A 17,279-nucleotide genomic window follows, 5' to 3' on the forward strand; every position below is an offset into this window, starting at 1 on the left:
GCATCTGCTTTTGTATTAAATCAAATTTATTTAATTCTTATCAATTTTTTATTCTTTATCTCATATACTTTATCAGCAATTTTTTCTATGCTCTCATTATGTGAGACTAAAATTACTGTTTTATCTTTTGTAAAATCTTTTATGCAATCTATGACTAGTTCTGAATTGTTTTTATCTATATAATTAAGCGGCTCATCAAAGATAAATACTTCTCCTGTGCTTTGAAAAGCTCTTTCAAGCTCTATAAGCTTCTTCTCTCCACCAGATAGATTGTTCATACTTGAAGCAAGAACTGTATCTAAGCAAAGATTGTTTTTCTCTAAGGCTCTAATTATTTTTGTATCTTTATTTACACTTTTATTTGAAAACATATTGATGTTTTCTTCTATATTTCCATAGAATATATCTGCTTTATCTGGAACTAGCCTTATAATTTTATTTAATATGTTTGATTCTTTATCTACTTCACAGCCATTTAAAAATATTTCTCCACCATAATCAGTCTCAAGACCTGATATAGCTCTAAGTAGGCTTGTCTTGCCTGAGCCATTGCTTCCCTTTATCAGTATCTTCTCGCCTTTTTTTATCTCTAAATTAATTTTATCTAAAATAAGTTCATTGTATTCTATGGATAAATCTTTTAGCTCTAGGCTTTCAAAATCTTTTGCTTCTTCATCTATAAATTTACTTTCAAAATTAATTACACTATCCAATCTTTCTTTGTGCATTTCATACAAGGACTTCTCTCTTGGATATGACATGTAAAACTCAATCGGATTCCAAAGCTTTGATACGTATTGACTGAATAAAATCAAGGTACCTATGCTGACTGAGCCTTTAAAAACTAAAAAGCCACCGAAGATGTATATGATTAGGTCGAGCACATTTAAAAGTCCGTTCGACATAAAATAATCATAAACTATATCAATCTTGAGTCTTTCAAAAACTTTTTCAAGATACTTATCCAAACCCGCTTCATTTTTTATAATTGTATCTTCACTAGAATTAAATGCTTTTATCGTGTAATTATAATTATAAAACTCTTCGATATTGCCATTGAGCTTTTCGTTTGCTTCTTCTATATCCTTGTTAACTACAGCTTCTTTCTCGCTCATCTTGTTTTGTATGAAGTAAAATATCGGTAGTATTATGAGTATAGATGCGCTCAGATAAATATTTTCTCTAAGCATAAGTATTATAATTAAAACCAAATAAATGCCTTTAACAATTCTTTTGTATGGTATTTCAATTATAAAGCTTCTGATGCCTTCAAGATCTGAATTAAAAAGCTGTATGATAGATCCTAAAGATTTGCTCTTTAAATTATTTAAGCTTTCAAAACCAAGATAATTGTAAAATTTGCTCCTAAGCCTTCTTAATTCCTTCTCTTCATAATAAATCATGAAGTAATATGAAAGAGCTAATGTGCTTATAAAAGCTAATATCAAAACCCAAAATATTATAGCATTAAATTTGAATAAAGTATAATCTTTATCGCTGACTGCATCAACTATCTTTTTAATAAAGATAGGTACTGCAAGTGATATGAGCATATTTATGCTTTGAAATATGTAATATAAATACTTAATAAGTTTATTATTTTTCTTCATATAAATCACCTCTTACTGTGAACTAATTTAATTATATACCTTGTCGATAATTTTATCAAGATTAGCACAAAAAAAGATAAGCTCAATTGAACTTATCTTATAATTTATCTTCCGCCATAAAATTTCATCTTTATTAATCTAGCTAGGCTTGTTGGAACAACTTTTTCGTCTGTGCCAAGTATCATGGTAAGTGCGTGCTGATTTGCTATGCCGTTTTTTGTGAACTGTATCGAGCAGCTCGCGCAATATGTTGTGACCATGCTATCATAATTTTTTAGTCTAGATAAAAATGCTTTCGCTATCTCTGGTTCGTCGCGGCTCGCAAGTCCGCCTAGGCCGCAGCAAAGAACATCTTTGTAATCGCTTTTGGCGTTTGGCATGAAATATTTTAAATCTTTAAACATCTCTTTATGAACTTTGTCTGGGCATGGGTGGTAGATGTGAAATTCGTCTTCTAAAACCTTGCCTACGCCTAGCTCATGAAGCTTTTCATATATTGTTATAACGTTTATGTCTGTGTAATCTTTAAAGAAGTGGTAGCAGTTTGGGCAGCATGTAACGACTCTCTTTACTTTTTTCTTAAGTAAAAGCATTTTGACGTGGTCTATGTTTTTTTGCGCTCTATCTTTGTCACCGCTCTCAAAAACTGGCTTACCGCAGCAGTCGATTGAGTAATCGCATCCATCTTCTCTAAATATTTCTATCATCTTCTTAGTTGTTTCTGGAAAGGCTCTTGGAAAAGCGCAGCCAAGCCACAAGAGATCCTTGGTCTCTTTATTTGAGTTATTTCTAAATTTATATAGGGACTTCTCAAACTTCATCATGCCGAAGCCCTCATTTTTCCTATGTATTAGTGAGATCTCTCTGCCATCTAAATCAACGGGACAGACCTCATAGCATCTACCGCATAAAAAACATGAGTAGGCTAAGTCATCTCTAGTCGCAAATTCTGCTAGGTCAAGGCCGTACTTCGTTAGAAAATCGCAGTTTTGTGTGCATAGCGAGCAGTCGAGGCAGGTTTCTTTGACATATTCTAAATAATTTTTATTATCATCTTTCATCTCTGTATCTCCTTGTGATCTCTTCAATCGGGCACGCAAGCAAAAACATAAATTTTAATTTTTTCATTAGTATTATGGTTTTAAGTATACCCGTCTGTTCAAATCGTCTTGCATCTGTCGTAACGTATGAGTCTATAGCCTTTATCTTTGTTCCTTCTTTTTTGAGTCTCCTAGACATTTCGTAGTCTTCCATAAGTGGCAGCTCTTTGAACATGCCCATGTCTATGAATTTCTCGCGCCTAAATGACATAACTTGGTCGCCATAGGCAATATTATATAGCTTTAGTCTTAGATTTGATCTAAAGGCAACGACTTTCATTAAAAATCTTTTGCTGTTAAATTTTATCTTAATGGCTGCAGCGCTGTATTTATCAAGTGCCTTATCCATCTTGACTATGGCGTCCTTATCTAAATAAGAGTCTGCGTGCAAAAACATTATTTTTTCTTCTGTAGTTTCTTTAAAGCCTGTATTCATCTGAATTGAGCGTGATTTTGCGCTCATAACTATCTTAAATGGAAATTCCTTATTTAATTTTTCTAAAACTTTAAGGGTTTTGTCTCCGCCATCGGCATAAGCTATATAGACTTTGAAGTCTCCATCTAAGCTATACAAATGCCTAATGAAGCGCTCTATGCTTTTTTCTTCCTTATATACTGGAACTACTATTGCTATCATTTTTCTTATTAACGTACTTTGTTAGTAAAATGGAAATAATTACAAGAGCAAGCATTATTAAAACTGCAATCAAAAACTCTTTTGATTTGTAATCTTTAATCTTGTCGCCTAGGTTTAAGTAAACAAGCGTTCCTGGTGCAATGCCTACGAATGAAACTATCAAATATTTCCAAAATCCTATATCTGTTAATGGATAGGCATAATTAAGTATATTGTATGGGATTATTGGCGTAAGTCTCACTAAGAATAGTCCTGATGCGATGTTCGCGTCTTTAGAAAAATATCTATCGTAAGTTTTTTTGCTCACATGTTTATGCACCATGGCGCTAACAAAGTCTCTGCCAATGTATCTTGCGATGACAAACATAATTGACATATTTAAAATCGCTCCGACCATGGTCAAAAGGCTTCCCTTTACAAAGCCAAATAAGGCTGCGGCTATAAGTGCAAGGACTGGCACTGGGAAGAAAAATACTGGAAGTATCGCAAAAGCTGCCACGTATAAAACTTCTGATAGCTCTCTTCGCTCTTCGATGAAGGCCTTGAGCTTCTCCATGGGCACGTACTTTATAACTAGAACGGAGCCTATTATTATAATTAATAGGCTCAGTATCTTAATTGGATTTATTTGCTTTTTTCTTGTCATTATAAATTTTACCTATCATGTAAACTAAAGCACTTAGAGCAACTACACACACTATAGAAATAAATATAGTTTTTGTAGAGCCAGCCAAATTGCCTAAGTATGAGTAAACGATAGTTGCTGGTAATTGTCCAAGGCCTGTTGCGATGAAAAAGTCCCAGAATTTTATAGGTGTTAGGCCTGCTGCGTAACTAACTATATCGAAGGAAACGAAGGGTAATAGTCTACAGATAAGTATTGAGTTTTTGCCGTATCTTTCGAAAAATTCGTCAACTTTAGCAAGTCCAGTCTTAGTCGTAATCTTTTCAACAACATCTCTACCAAGTGTTCTAGCGATGTAGAAGCATAGTGCTGCTCCTACCATTGATGACCAGAATGATAGAAGTGCGCCCTTCCACCAGCCAAATACAGCTGCATTTGAAAGTGTAATTAGTAGTGCTGGTATTGGTGACAAAATTGATTGAAGTATCATTAAAAAGAACGAAACGACTGCTGCATAAGCACCGTAACCCCTGATTAACTCGATAACTGATTCAAGATTCAAGCTGCCTAATTTTGAAACGAAATTGTTCATAGTCGCGTTAAAGCTTGGTATTGCAAAGTATAAGACTACTGTTAAAACAATGATTGCAATAAGTACTATCTTAGATATTGTTTTTTTCTTCATTATTATTCCTCCAATTGTTAATATTTATTAAGTCATGAAATATTTTCTCGTCTAGCCTAATTTTTTTGCCATCTAAGATAATCTCATCCTCACTTAAAAATTCTACATTTTTGCCAAAGTAATTATATAATAGATCCTCTTTAGTGTCAATATCATCAATGATTCTAAGGCACTTTATACGTGAACTATTAGAATTTTTGATAGTTTCATCAAGTATCATTGATTTATTTATAAAATCTATATTAAGTTTGCCTTTAAGATTTATTTTGGACGCGACTAGCGAATAGCCGCCATCTGATGACGGATTAAAAACTATATCGTTATCATCAAGTGCATCAAAAGCATTTTTTATATCTTTTGCGCTGATGTCATATATGTCTGAACCGATGATAGCGACCTTATCATAAGTCTTAAGAGCCGTGTCAATGGCAATTTCCATCTTTTCAAAAAGATTCGCATCAGCTTGCGCCTTGTATCTTTCATTTGGCAAAAATTCTTTTAGTATATTAACTTTTTCAAAAGGCGTCACATGCACTTCTAAATCCCATTCTTGAGATTTGACATCACTTATTAATCTTTTAATAAGATTCTTGTGAAATAAAACTATATCTTTCTTGGATAAAAAGTCCTCTAGACGCGTCTTTGTGTGCCCTTCAATAGGCACTCTTGTAAATATAATAAGTAAGTTCTTCATATATATCTCCTTAAACGCAAAAAAATGTGTAAAGCAGTATTCGCTTCACACATCTTTTATACCCAATTAATATTTATTTACTTATCTTAATACAGTTATTAAATCAAGTGGCGTATCCAAAACAATATCCGCATCCTTCATAAGCATCTCTTTTGTGCCTACGCCGCACGTGACGCCAACAGCAAGCCCAGCTACTTTACCTAGCTCTAAATCTATTAATGAGTCGCCTACAACGGCTACTTCTTTTCTACTTAGTCCAAAGTTTTTACAAAAAGCATCTAATGATGATGGATCTGGTTTATTTGGATAAAAATCAGCTGCTGCTAAAAAATCTATTTCATCATATACGCCAAGCATCTCAAAACTTAGTTTAGCTTGCTTAAAGCTGTCAGCTGTTATGACAGCTACTTTGATATCAAGTTTCTTTAGCTCATCAAAACATTTTTTAACATCGCACGTCCCCATAATCAATTCTGGGTGCTTAGCCAAATAAGCTAAAAAGAACTCACTTATCTCTTTATCAAGAGCTTCTTTACTTTTGTCAATATATTTACTAAATACTTCTGCTAAATCATCTATAGTCCCTGAGGCAAGTAAAGAATTTTCTCTAATACTGCGGTCTTCATTCACTCCTACTACCTGTCTTATATCTAGCTTATCAGCTTCACTAAGCTCATAATAATCAAAGAGATCTTCTAAACTAAGCCTCCAAATGTCAGTAAATTTTAAAAGCGTTCCGTCTTTATCAAATATTACGCCTTTTATATTATTTTTCATTTGACATCTTCTCCATCAAATCTCCCCAGACTTTCATCTCGTGCTCCTTAGTCTTTCTATTGAAGAAAATGGGATTAGTGTATCCATAAAGATTGCCATCTTCGTCCCAAACATCTACTCTTATCCAGTGGTAAGCGCTGTCTATTTCAATACTGAACATCGACTCTTTAGCCTTTTCATCTTTAACGCACTCGCCATCGATTAGCCAAGATATATGGAGAGCTGATGAATGAAAATTGTTTTCGAGTAACTCCGCTCTTAGGCTTGCTCTTCCAGTGAAGTTTTCATTTTCTCTTGCTAAGCCATTGGCACTAAGCTTTATCTCTTTTGATCTAGTCACAGACACTTCTCCATCCAGCATCGCGTCTTTAAGCGCTTCGGCTGTGTTCTCTTTTGCGTAAACTATGGTTTTTGGATCTCCTAAAAGCGATGGATATGCTGAACCTTCATATTTTTCTTCTGGAAGTAAGTGTGAGTCGCTTCCGCCTATGGATATGACTCTGTAGCCGTCGTTCAATAAGTAGTTCCAGGCTTTTATGGCGTCTTTGATTGCCTTTTTAGATGTCATATATGTCGGGTCATTGATCACTTCCATAAATGTGATTAAGTCAAGCGGAAATGATTTTGCATGAAAGTCCCATGGCGGCATACATGGATGGTTCACTGAAATCAGTGAGTAATCCTTTGCCTCTTTTATTATCCTTACAAGCGCTTCTTCGTCTTCAATCTCATATATTGCATGCTCTGCAAATGGCGTTTTTTCTGTAAATAATAAGTTGATGTGACCAAGGCTAGATGTTATCTCTATACCTGGGTAAACTTTTAAACCCTCATGCTTTGGCCATGTGTAGTGATAGACATTGTGATCCGTAGGCACAAAGAAGTCCAGTCCTTGCTTTATCGCTACATCATTATTGGCTTCTCTAGACATTTTACCGTCTGAATATATGGTGTGAGTGTGGAAGTCCGCCGCATATGAAGTTTTCTTAGGTCCATCGTCCTTCATCATTATGCTATCAAATAAATTTACTTCATTAAATCTATTTTCTTCACTATCTAAATCTCCTTCATAAATTTCAAGACTGATATCATCTGCGTCACACATATTTAGAACGCCATATTCAAGACTCCAAACGCCCTTAGCTATATTAGGCTTAAAGCTTTGGCAGCAAGGCGAACAGCTAGATTGGATAGTTGCTATGTGCCTTTCGCCGCTATCCTTCGCAGCTATTACCTGTGCATAAAGCTTCTTATCTGGGCCGAAAACGTAGGCGCTAAAAAACTGTTTGTTATTGCTCCACTTAATTGTTAGGGCCTTGATATCTTTATCAATAGTGAAATTTACTACGTCATAAGCCTTATTTAACTTTATATTTAAAAATTTCTCTCTTTGCATATATACCTCTCATTAAAAAATAAGCGCCTCATATAGAGACGCCCAAATTATAATCTTACTTATTTAGTACTTCATCAAGTGCTTTTTGAGCTACTTTTTGTGCTTCGTCAAGTGCTTCCTTAGCTGGAACGTTTTGTAATTCAACTTTATCTGCAGCTATCTTTAAAGCGTCTATGATTTGTCCCTTAGTCGGATCTACAAACACTGGTGTAGCTGTAAGTGCTTGTTCATATGGTACCTTTGCATATGGACTTTCTTCTATAAACTTCTTGTACTCTTCGATATCCATAGTACTCTTTCTAACAGGTATATAACCAATCTTCATTGACCACTTAGCAGATATTTCAGGACTTGTGAAGTATGCTATCCATTCATAAGCAGCTTTCTTTTGTTCTTCTGATACAGCTGCTGGAACTAATAAGCTGTGTGCGCCTGCTTGAGCTTTACCATTTTTATCGTGTAATGATGGTTGAGGAATTGAGTCAATCTTTGTAAAATCAAGGTCGCCCTTATCTCCTGATGAGCCAGTATAGCTCATTGCAGTACCATTCATAACGTTATCGATAGTTCTGTACCAATATTCCCAGCCTTGTCCTCCTGATTCAATCTTGGTAGTTTTATTGTCAAAAATTTGCTTTCTAACAAAGTCCCAAGCCTCAACCCATTCAGGCGAGTTGATAGTTACTGTCTTACCATCTTCTGACAATACAGTTCCGCCATTGCTATAAGCAATGTCTGATAGGTTATCTGGGCCCCACATAACTAGGTGACCCCAGTCAGCTATGCCTTTTTCTTGCATTGTCTTTGATGCTTCAAAAACTTTGTCCCAAGATGAATATACATCTTGAGGATCTAATCCAGCTTTTTCAAGTAAATCTTTTCTATAGTAAATAACTTGAGTTGTGCCATAAGCTGGGAAGGCATATACTTTGCCATCGATTTGATCTGGCTTCATGAATACATCTAGATAATCATCAAGAGGTGTTCTTTCGTCGATATATGGTGTTAAGTCAGCCAATAGACCTGCTTCACTCATTTCTTTAATCTTGCTACCTATAAAAACTGCTGGTGCTTGATTAGCTGCAATAGCTGCTTGAACCTTTTGATAAGTTTCGTCGTAGTCGGCTTGTTGAACGCCTGTTACCTTTACCTTGTCTTGTGAATTGTTAAAATCATTAATAATTTCTTCCATAGTTTCTCCAGCTACAGAGCCTAATCCATACCAGAATTGAATTTCAACCGGCTTATCGCTAGCTGTTTCATCTTTCTTTTCTTCGCTTTTCGACTCATTTGCTTCAGCGCTTGTAGTCTTATCTCCTTCGTCCATAGCTTCCTTAGCAGCTGGTGAACATGCTGTAAATACTAGTGATAATACTAAAAGTATTACAGCTAAACTTCTTAATTTTTTCATTTTTTTCCTCCTATAATGATAATTTTAGCCTTTTATGCCGTTGTCACTGATGCCTTTGATAAACCACTTTTGTAATACTAAAAATAATATTAACAGCGGAAGTACCGCAATCGCATTAGCTGCCATGAGCATAGGTAGGTTTTGAGTGAAATTTCCTCTTGAATTAAAGAATATATTTAAGCCAACGCTTATTAGATAATTCTTTTTGCTGTTAGTTATAAGTGATGGCCACATGTAGTTATTGTACATCGCCACAAACTGAATTAAAGCAGTTGTAAGTATTGTAGACTTTGCTACTGGTACCAAAACTCTCCAAAGAATCTGCCAGTTATTTGCTCCGTCCATCTCAGCAGCTTCGATAAGCTCCTTTGGTATGGATGAAAATGTTTGATAAATCATATATATGGCAAAGACGCTCGCCGCGTTTGATATTACGATGCCAGTTAGTGTATCTATTAAATTCATCTTAGCAAGTATTACATAGCTCGGTACATAAGTCGCCGCAGCTGGCAGCATATACGTTAATAGTATTGCCCCAAATAAAACTTTCTTTCCCTTGAACTTAAAGCGTGACAAGCCATATCCCATGAGTATAGAAGTTAGCATTTGAAGTACAACTATCGCGATGGATGTGATTATACTGTTAAAAATATATAGGTCAAATGGTGCTTGCTCTAAAACTCCTCTAAAATTTCTTAAGTCAAAGAATTCTGGAGCTAATTTCATCGGCTCTCTGATTATGCTTTCCGCACTCTTAAATGAGTTTGAGAACATCCATAAAAGTGGGAAGAAGGTAATGATACTTACTATTGTAACTATTATTATATTTACTGATTTAATTTGTTTTTTCATCTTTATCACCTATTTGCAAACTTCTTTTGCAAGATAAACATAAGTCCAGCGAGTATACCAGTAATGACGACCATAATCATGGTTACCGTTGTCGCCTTCCCCATGTTGAATTGCTCGAATGCCATTTGATAGAATAAATAAAGCAGTGTTCTTGTTGATCCTGCTGGGCCGCCACGTGTTAGTACACTGATTTGGTCGTAGGCTTGTATTGAGTTAATTAGGCTTATAACCGCTAAGAACAGTGTTGTCTTTGCTGTCATCGGCATATAGATGTACTTTATCTTTTGCCAAACACTTGAGCCTTCAAGTTCATATGCTTCGAATAAATCCTTTGGTATCTTGCTGATAGCGTCTGCGTAATAAAGCATACACCAGCCCGATGTCTTCCATACGGTTACTATCATTACAGCGATGAGCGCTGTGTTTGAGTCTGTTAACCAGTTTGGTCCACTTATGCCAAAAATAGCTAGCCCTCTATTGATAAGGCCGATATCTGGTCTAAACATCCAGCTCCATACTATAGACATAGCAACCATCGGTGTAATCCATGGTGCGAATAAAAAGCCTTGTATAAGCTCTTTGCCGCGTCTAAACTTATCTATGAGTATTGCCATCAAAAAACCAAAGATAAGTGTCGGAACTACTGTTCCTATACCGAACAACAAAGTATTTTTAAGTGCTTGCCAAAAGGCATCGCTACTAAGTATGTCCTTGTAGTTTTGTGCACCAACAACATTAAATGTCGGGCTGATATAGTCCCAATCTGTAAAACTTAGTAAGAATGACGCTATCATTGGGATGAACCAAAACACCAAAATCGGTATTAGTGGCAAAACTATATAGACAAGAAAGCCTGAAAAGCTTATACTTTTTATTCCACGAACTCTTTTTGCTTTGCTTTTATCTTTTGCTTTGCTTACTTCTCTACTTAACTCCATCTATTGCCTCCCAGAAAATTCTGTTTTGTGTCTTAGCATCAAATAGCAAGATATTTTCTGTCACAAAAGCAATGTGTATCTCGCTTTTTGACTCGATATCAAGCTTCGCATCTGCTCTAAGAGTTATCTCATCTCCATCTAGCTCGCCATGTATATGGTAATCTGCTCCTAATAGCTCTACCATCTTAATCTTTAATGCTAAGTCATCTTCATTATCTGTAATTCTAATGTGCTCAGGCCTAATGCCCATGATTACATCTTTATTGTCAACTTTAGAATAATTTGCAAGAGCCCTTCCTTTGCTATTATAAAGTTTTCCGTATCTAATTTTTCCTTTGATAAAATTCATTGGCGGTGCTCCTAAAAAGCCCGCAACAAAGACATTGCTAGGGTTTTCATAAAGCTCCTTTGGAGTGCCAACTTGTTGAATCACGCCATCTTTTAAACAAACTATCCTTGTAGCCATAGTCATAGCCTCTGTTTGATCGTGAGTTACGTATATAACAGTTGAGCCCAGCTCCCTTTGTAGCTCAACAAGCTCTTCTCTCATGTGTATTCTAAGCTTAGCATCAAGGTTCGATAGCGGCTCATCCATTAAAAAGATTTCAGCATCTCTAACTATAGCCCTGCCTAAAGCTACCCTTTGCTTTTGTCCGCCTGACAGCTCAACCGGCTTTCTCTTTAGGTACTCAGTTAAACCAAGCTTTTCGGCAGTTTCTCTAATGCTTTTATCTCTAGTATCTTTGTCAATGCCGCGTATCTTTAGCCCGAAACCAATATTGTCATAAACATTTAAGTGTGGGTATAGAGCATAATTTTGAAAGACCATTGCAGTGCCTCTGTCTTTTGGTGCTACTTCATTCATTCTCTTGCCATCGATTAATAACTCGCCTTCACTAATATCTTCAAGTCCAGCTATCATCCTAAGCGTTGTGGACTTGCCGCAGCCTGATGGTCCAACAAAGACTATGAACTCTTTGTCTTCTACTTCAAGATTAAAGTCTTTGACAGCGTTATCGATTCCATTATCATACTTTTTATATACATGTCTTAAAGAAATCTTACTCATACATCCTCCTAAATAATTTTCATATCTCATTTACTTGTTTATGATACATTAGCTTTGTTAATGTTGTATGTGCAATATGTTAAGTGTGAGTAAAGTATTTGGTTTTTATTTAATATAATTTTACAAAGAAATACCCTCCTTACTCATTCATCAAGTAAAGAGGGTAGATATCAATTATTCTTAGCTATATCTTATTAAAAACTAATTGTTTAGTGCAAACTCAACTATCTTATCAATTGCGTATGCAAAGTCAGCACGACTCACTTCTTTATCGTATCCAAGTTTGCCATCTTGATTTAATTCTAACAAGCCTTTTCTAACTACGTCTATAACTGCATCGCGGCTCCATGCTGGTAGATAGCTATATGCGCTATAGTCAACGTCAACTACATTAGGCATGTTTATATTATATAGTTTAAGAAGTCCTTCAAGCATAACGGCTAATTCTTGTCTACTTACTTTTTTCATAGGCTTGAATGATCCGTCTGAGTATCCGGCTACAATACCATGTGTCATTGCCCACTTAACTGAATTGAAGTACCAGTCTTTCATTGTGATATCTTTTGCGCTCATACTTGTGTTTATAAACTTATCTATTGATATTCTCATGAAGACTGCAGCTACCATGGCTCTAGTAACTGTTGTGTTTGGCATAAACTTATCTTTTTTAATGCCTGCTAAAACGCCTCTTGATGCAAGATTGATGATTGCATCTCTTCTTTTTTCATTGACTATGTCTGTAAAATTAACTGGCAAGGCTTTATCAGCTACTTCTATTGGACTAAGTTTTGTTTTTTCTATAGGTTTTGTATTTGTTTCAATAGTCTTTGTTTCTTCTTTCTTTTCTTCTTTTTTCTCTGCTCTTGGTCTTCTTGGTATATAGCTATGCTCATCTCTATTATCAGGTTCATATGGCGGTATAATTATAGTATTATCGTTATCAGGATTTGGTTCTGGTTGTGGGTTTGGTTGAGGATCTGGATTTGGGTTTTGAGTTTTTTCTTTCTTAAGTGTTACTTCGTCAACTACTGTTCCATCACTTGTCCTATATGTTACTACTTTAAAAGTATTATCTGTAACAGTTATTTCTGAATAGTTAGGAACTCTTTCTTGGTTTTGTACTGCTGCATAGTCAAATTTTTCTTTTTGTATTCTATAGAATTTTGATCCTGAACCAGAGTTTGCTGTAATGTATAGCGCTCCCTTAGGGTTAATATACTCACTTGGTGCATGTCCTTCTACACCATCTTTCCACTCAACTAATGGATTCGTTCCGTCCATCAAGTGTGTTCTTACATATACGTGATCGTGTCCCATAAGAACTGCATCGATACCATTATCTTTAACTAGCTTTGGAATATATTGTCTTCTATCTAGTATGTCTTTATCAACTGCATGTGTTGCGACTGAATAGATTGCATGGTGGAATGTTAATACTTTCCAGTCTACTTTTCCTTCATATTTTTTTACTGTCTTTTTTACAAAATCGTTGTGTCTTGCAGCATCCCATCCATAAGTAGAGTCTAGTGATATGAATAAAGTATTGTTATAGATGTATGCATAGTCTGCTCTACCTTTTTCGTTTAAATCTGGCAATGCAAAGTGTTCGAAGTATCCACTTCTTGCATAGCCTTCTCCGTCGTGGTTACCAATAACTGGTGCTAAGGTCATTCCTTTTAGTCCAGCTCTATGAATATATTGTTTGTATTGATCTTCGTTGTCGTCATAATCATTGATTTGGTCACCTGCACTTAGCAAGAAGGCAACGTTTTTATTAGGGTCTTGCATTTTTTCCGCCATGATGTTTAGTGTATCATCCCAACCTTGTGCATCGCTTGCTGTGTTGCCACTTGCGCCTATTTGAGGGTCACCTACTAAGAAGAATGAGAAGTCTCCTTCTTTAGCTGTCTTGAAATTTACTGCTTCTGACTTAGTGCCATTCTCTCCATTCCAATATACTAGTTCATACTCTGTATCTGCTTTTAAGCCTTTAATGTTTGCTTTGTAGTTTGCGTAGCCTTTTTTTCTATTGTCTTCGTGTGCATCGCACTCTATGCTTTGTACGCTTTCTGGATTTTTAACTTCTTTTACTTCTACATGTCCTTTATCAAGTGATTCGCTATACCATGTGAAGTTTCTTTCGCTTTGATCCTTTCCAATAGTTAGAACTGGAGCATAAGCTTTTTCTTTTTTAAGTGTTACTTCATCAACTACTGATCCATCACTTGTTCTGTAGGTAACAACTTTAAATGTAGTATCTGTAACTGATATTTCTGAATAGTTAGGAACTTTTTGTTGGTTTTGTACTGCTGCATAATTAAATTTTTCATTTTGTATTCTATAAAATTTTGATCCCGAGCCAGAGTTTGCTGTAATGTATAGTGCTCCCTTAGGGTTAATATACTCGCTTGGTGCCTTACCTTCTACGCCATCTTTCCACTCTATTATTGGCTCTGTTCCGTCCATCAAGTGTGTTCTTACATATACGTGATCGTGTCCCATAAGAACTGCATCGATACCATTGTCCTTAACTAATTTCGGAATATATTGTCTTCTATTTAGTATGTCTTCATCAACTGCATGTGATGCGACTGAATATATTGCGTGGTGGAATGTTAATACTTTCCAGTCGACTTTGTCTTTATATTTTTCAACTGTTTTCTTTACAAAATCATTATGTTCGGCTTCATGCACTCCAAAAGTAGAGTCTAATGAAATAAATAAGGTGTTATTATATACATAAGCATAATCTGCTCTACCTTCATTACCGAATTCTGGAAGTGTATAGTGTTCAAAAAATCCATTTCTAGTAGCATTTTCTCCATCGTGGTTACCAATAACTGGTGCCAACGTCATTCCCTTTAATCCGTCTCTTTCAGTAAAGCCTACGTATTCATCCTCATTACTTGAGTAGCTATTAATTTGATCACCAGCACTTAGTAGGAAGGCAAAATTTGTTCCTTCATCAGTCATTCTTTTCTTCATGATGTTTAATGTTTTGTCCCAACCTTGTGCATCGCTTTCTTTGTTGCCGCTCGCACCTATTTGTGGGTCACCTACTAAGAAGAATTGAAAGTCTCCTTCTTTAGCTGTCTTAAACTTCACTGCTTCTGACTTAGTGCCGTTCTCTCCATTCCAATATACTAACTCATATTCTGTATCTGGATATAGTCCATTTATATGTGCTTTATAGTTAACAAAGCCTTCTTTGCGATTGTTTTCGTTAGCTTCTGCTTTAAATATTTCGCCTTCGCTGTCTCCAAACTCTTTTACTTCTACATATCCAGTAGCATTAACTTTGTTGTACCATGTGAAATTTCTCTCACTTGGATTGCTTCCTATAGTTAATACTGGTGTAGCAAATTCATTCTCAGATGTGGCTTTTTGTGCTTCATCTTCAAATCTGATGTTTTGCATGTCAAAGTAGATGTCTGAACTCTTATCAGAGTATTGGTGCAATTCTACAGCTAGATAGTTTACACCACTTGTTAATTTTCCTTGTAAATCAGAGAATGGTATAGAAACTTCTGCTTTTACAGGCTTACCTACTTTTTCTTTGCATCCATACTCAACACTTTGTGAATATCCTGCATCAGGAACATTGGCCTTATATATAACTTCTCTGTTTAAATAGATGATAACTGCATCATCATAAGCTAAATCAAACTTTAGACTCTTATCCCAAAGTGACATTGTATCTTCTAAATTGAATTTATTTACGAAAAAATATGTAGGAACAGTTTTGCCATCAGCCATGTGGTGTTTTAACAAAGTCTTAGTTGTAAATCCACCTTTAGTATATTCTTGATCATCTTTTGCTCCAAAAGGTGCTTGTCCAGTTTTGGCAGCAGCATCTTTATTGTATTGACCAAAGGCCCACATATTGGATCCTGGAGTTGATGATGGATTTACTCCATCTTCAAAATATGTCCAATTATCATTGAAAGAAACAGTATCATCACTAGTCTCTTCACTTGATTCGTCCTCTTTTTCTTCTGATAGACTTTCATCTACTGGTGAATTTGCTTCTTCTTCATTTGTTTCATTTGAAAGCTTTTCTTCATTATCTTCTCTTATGACTTCTTCATTTGTGACAGCATCACTTGCTTTCAAATCGAATGAAAAAGTACTTAATAAGATTAGAAAAACTAATACTAAGCTTACAATTCTTTTTGTTTTCATTTTTTTCCTCCTTAAAACTTGATATGAATTTGAATAGAATTGATTTATTTTGTTAAAAATTTCCTTATCATGCTCTTATCTTCAATGTTGTATACTAGACTCGAAATGTATGCCGATATAGGTACCATCATAACTACAACACTTGTAGCAATCAAACCATTGGCAAGTTCCATGCTAAAGAAGTTACTGCTAATAAGCTGATTGAATTGCACGCCGTATGACATCAGTGAAAGTACTGTTGTAAGAGAGCTACCTATAAAAGCAAATATAAGTGTATCCACCATGGTAGCGATTATGTCTTTACCTATATTCATTCCTGATTTAAACAAGTCTTTAGAGCCCATATTTTTGTTCAAAGTTTTTATTTCTAGCAAAGCTGAACTTATTGACACGGACACGTCTTTTGCTGCTCCATATGTCGATATTGTAATGCCTGCAAAGAAAAGATACTGTAATTGCATCCCAGTTTTTTCTACTATATAAAATAAGCCTTCAGCATTTGGGTCAACAAAGCCTGTTAGATGTGCCGTTATCGATACCAAATATGATAAAACTGCGACTATTATAAAAGATATAAATATCGAAATTATGTTAACCAAACCTATTAGCGAATAACCAAATATTATTACTGCTGAGTATATGCTTGCTAATAAGATAGTCACTAAGGTAACAAGTATTATTGGTCTTCCTATATATATAGAAGGAAGCATATAAAGTGCTATGATATATATACTAATAATCAGGGCTAATGCACTCTTTAGTCCATTTTTCTTGCCTACAGCATAAAGTAGGAGTATAAAAAGTCCTATGTATATGGCTATAGCAATGCTTCTGTCATAGTTATACACTGTATAATATGGATCAACACCATCTGGTGAATCTATAAGTAATATAATTCTTGTTCCTTTTTTAGCAAGTATAGAGCTAGTGTTGAACAATGTGTTATCAATAATCTTCTCTTCTCCAGCTTCTTTTCCTTCTAGTATCTTAACTTTTAGTTTTTGACTTCCAACATTTAAGTAGTTATACTTTTTACTTAAATCTTCTTCTAAAACTTCTAGAACTTTAGCTTTAACGTAGTGGACGTTTTTGTTATCCCACCTTACTTCTCCAAAATCGACTTTTCTGTAAAAAATATATATTGCTATTAATATCAATATAAGTGCTATGTTTATTATCTTCTTCAATGTTTCCTCCTGTATCTTAGTAATCGTCAATTGATTATTGATAGAGGCTTTTCTCTGTCATAATCCTTGTATATGATACTAGTAATTTGTAAGAGTGAGATTAGATAATTGTAAAT

At 35.2% G+C, this 17,279-nt stretch carries 14 protein-coding genes; all 14 read right to left on the reverse strand.

All coding sequences use genetic code 11. From position 1 onward, the window contains the following. Positions 1 to 26: 26 nt before the first annotated feature. On the reverse strand, positions 27 to 1,610 hold the full coding sequence (locus M1R53_RS06365; RefSeq protein WP_249242410.1) for an ATP-binding cassette domain-containing protein: 1,584 nt from the start codon (positions 1,608 to 1,610) through the stop codon (positions 27 to 29). Positions 1,611 to 1,714: 104 nt separating this feature from the next. Beyond that, positions 1,715 to 2,671: a heterodisulfide reductase-related iron-sulfur binding cluster gene (locus M1R53_RS06370; protein WP_249242411.1), complete on the reverse strand. Its 957-nt coding sequence runs from the start codon at positions 2,669 to 2,671 to the stop codon at positions 1,715 to 1,717. Next, positions 2,661 to 3,347, reverse strand: coding sequence for a TIGR04283 family arsenosugar biosynthesis glycosyltransferase (locus tag M1R53_RS06375; RefSeq protein ID WP_249242412.1), 687 nt, complete (start codon positions 3,345 to 3,347; stop codon positions 2,661 to 2,663). Before M1R53_RS06375 ends, M1R53_RS06370 begins: the two co-directional genes overlap by 11 nt. Further along, on the reverse strand, positions 3,319 to 3,993 hold the full coding sequence (locus M1R53_RS06380) for a TVP38/TMEM64 family protein (protein ID WP_085839605.1): 675 nt from the start codon (positions 3,991 to 3,993) through the stop codon (positions 3,319 to 3,321). The genes M1R53_RS06375 and M1R53_RS06380 overlap by 29 nt, the downstream gene beginning before the upstream one ends. Then, on the reverse strand, positions 3,962 to 4,657 hold the full coding sequence (locus M1R53_RS06385; protein ID WP_070600506.1) for a TVP38/TMEM64 family protein: 696 nt from the start codon (positions 4,655 to 4,657) through the stop codon (positions 3,962 to 3,964). The genes M1R53_RS06380 and M1R53_RS06385 overlap by 32 nt, the downstream gene beginning before the upstream one ends. Continuing rightward, positions 4,635 to 5,351, reverse strand: a complete 717-nt coding sequence (locus M1R53_RS06390) for a TIGR04282 family arsenosugar biosynthesis glycosyltransferase (protein WP_249242413.1) — start codon at positions 5,349 to 5,351, stop codon at positions 4,635 to 4,637. Before M1R53_RS06390 ends, M1R53_RS06385 begins: the two co-directional genes overlap by 23 nt. Positions 5,352 to 5,432: 81 nt before the next feature. Next, a complete protein-coding gene (locus tag M1R53_RS06395) occupies positions 5,433 to 6,128 on the reverse strand; it encodes an HAD family hydrolase (protein ID WP_249242414.1) in 696 nt (231 codons plus the stop codon). Further along, complete coding sequence (locus tag M1R53_RS06400; RefSeq protein ID WP_249242415.1) at positions 6,118 to 7,524, reverse strand: CehA/McbA family metallohydrolase; 1,407 nt, start codon at positions 7,522 to 7,524, stop codon at positions 6,118 to 6,120. Before M1R53_RS06400 ends, M1R53_RS06395 begins: the two co-directional genes overlap by 11 nt. Before the next feature lie 55 nt (positions 7,525 to 7,579). Next, positions 7,580 to 8,935, reverse strand: a complete 1,356-nt coding sequence (locus M1R53_RS06405) for an ABC transporter substrate-binding protein (protein WP_249242416.1) — start codon at positions 8,933 to 8,935, stop codon at positions 7,580 to 7,582. A gap of 24 nt (positions 8,936 to 8,959) precedes the next feature. Beyond that, on the reverse strand, positions 8,960 to 9,787 hold the full coding sequence (locus M1R53_RS06410; protein ID WP_019214085.1) for a carbohydrate ABC transporter permease: 828 nt from the start codon (positions 9,785 to 9,787) through the stop codon (positions 8,960 to 8,962). Positions 9,788 to 9,792: 5 nt separating this feature from the next. Next, a complete protein-coding gene (locus M1R53_RS06415; protein ID WP_249242417.1) occupies positions 9,793 to 10,725 on the reverse strand; it encodes a carbohydrate ABC transporter permease in 933 nt (310 codons plus the stop codon). Further along, entirely contained in the window at positions 10,712 to 11,794 is a 1,083-nt protein-coding gene (locus tag M1R53_RS06420; RefSeq protein WP_249242418.1) for an ABC transporter ATP-binding protein, read from the reverse strand. The genes M1R53_RS06415 and M1R53_RS06420 overlap by 14 nt, the downstream gene beginning before the upstream one ends. Positions 11,795 to 11,995: 201 nt before the next feature. Beyond that, complete coding sequence (locus M1R53_RS06425; protein ID WP_249242419.1) at positions 11,996 to 15,976, reverse strand: metallophosphoesterase; 3,981 nt, start codon at positions 15,974 to 15,976, stop codon at positions 11,996 to 11,998. A gap of 44 nt (positions 15,977 to 16,020) precedes the next feature. Beyond that, positions 16,021 to 17,163: a YibE/F family protein gene (locus M1R53_RS06430; RefSeq protein WP_249242420.1), complete on the reverse strand. Its 1,143-nt coding sequence runs from the start codon at positions 17,161 to 17,163 to the stop codon at positions 16,021 to 16,023. Between the last annotated feature and the right edge of the window lie 116 nt (positions 17,164 to 17,279).

Origin of the sequence: Fenollaria massiliensis, assembly GCF_023347705.1 — a bacterium.
Lineage (GTDB): Bacteria > Bacillota > Clostridia > Tissierellales > Peptoniphilaceae > Fenollaria > Fenollaria massiliensis.

Bases quoted from the DNA above. Each gene is read 5' to 3' on its own strand.
- M1R53_RS06365 (WP_249242410.1), bottom strand. From the start codon at position 1,610: ATGAAGAAAAATAATAAACTTATTAAGTATTTATATTACATATTTCAA.
- M1R53_RS06370 (WP_249242411.1), bottom strand. From the start codon at position 2,671: ATGAAAGATGATAATAAAAATTATTTAGAATATGTCAAAGAAACCTGC.
- M1R53_RS06375 (WP_249242412.1), bottom strand. From the start codon at position 3,347: ATGATAGCAATAGTAGTTCCAGTATATAAGGAAGAAAAAAGCATAGAG.
- M1R53_RS06380 (WP_085839605.1), bottom strand. From the start codon at position 3,993: ATGACAAGAAAAAAGCAAATAAATCCAATTAAGATACTGAGCCTATTA.
- M1R53_RS06385 (WP_070600506.1), bottom strand. From the start codon at position 4,657: ATGAAGAAAAAAACAATATCTAAGATAGTACTTATTGCAATCATTGTT.
- M1R53_RS06390 (WP_249242413.1), bottom strand. From the start codon at position 5,351: ATGAAGAACTTACTTATTATATTTACAAGAGTGCCTATTGAAGGGCAC.
- M1R53_RS06395 (WP_249242414.1), bottom strand. From the start codon at position 6,128: ATGAAAAATAATATAAAAGGCGTAATATTTGATAAAGACGGAACGCTT.
- M1R53_RS06400 (WP_249242415.1), bottom strand. From the start codon at position 7,524: ATGCAAAGAGAGAAATTTTTAAATATAAAGTTAAATAAGGCTTATGAC.
- M1R53_RS06405 (WP_249242416.1), bottom strand. From the start codon at position 8,935: ATGAAAAAATTAAGAAGTTTAGCTGTAATACTTTTAGTATTATCACTA.
- M1R53_RS06410 (WP_019214085.1), bottom strand. From the start codon at position 9,787: ATGAAAAAACAAATTAAATCAGTAAATATAATAATAGTTACAATAGTA.
- M1R53_RS06415 (WP_249242417.1), bottom strand. From the start codon at position 10,725: ATGGAGTTAAGTAGAGAAGTAAGCAAAGCAAAAGATAAAAGCAAAGCA.
- M1R53_RS06420 (WP_249242418.1), bottom strand. From the start codon at position 11,794: ATGAGTAAGATTTCTTTAAGACATGTATATAAAAAGTATGATAATGGA.
- M1R53_RS06425 (WP_249242419.1), bottom strand. From the start codon at position 15,976: ATGAAAACAAAAAGAATTGTAAGCTTAGTATTAGTTTTTCTAATCTTA.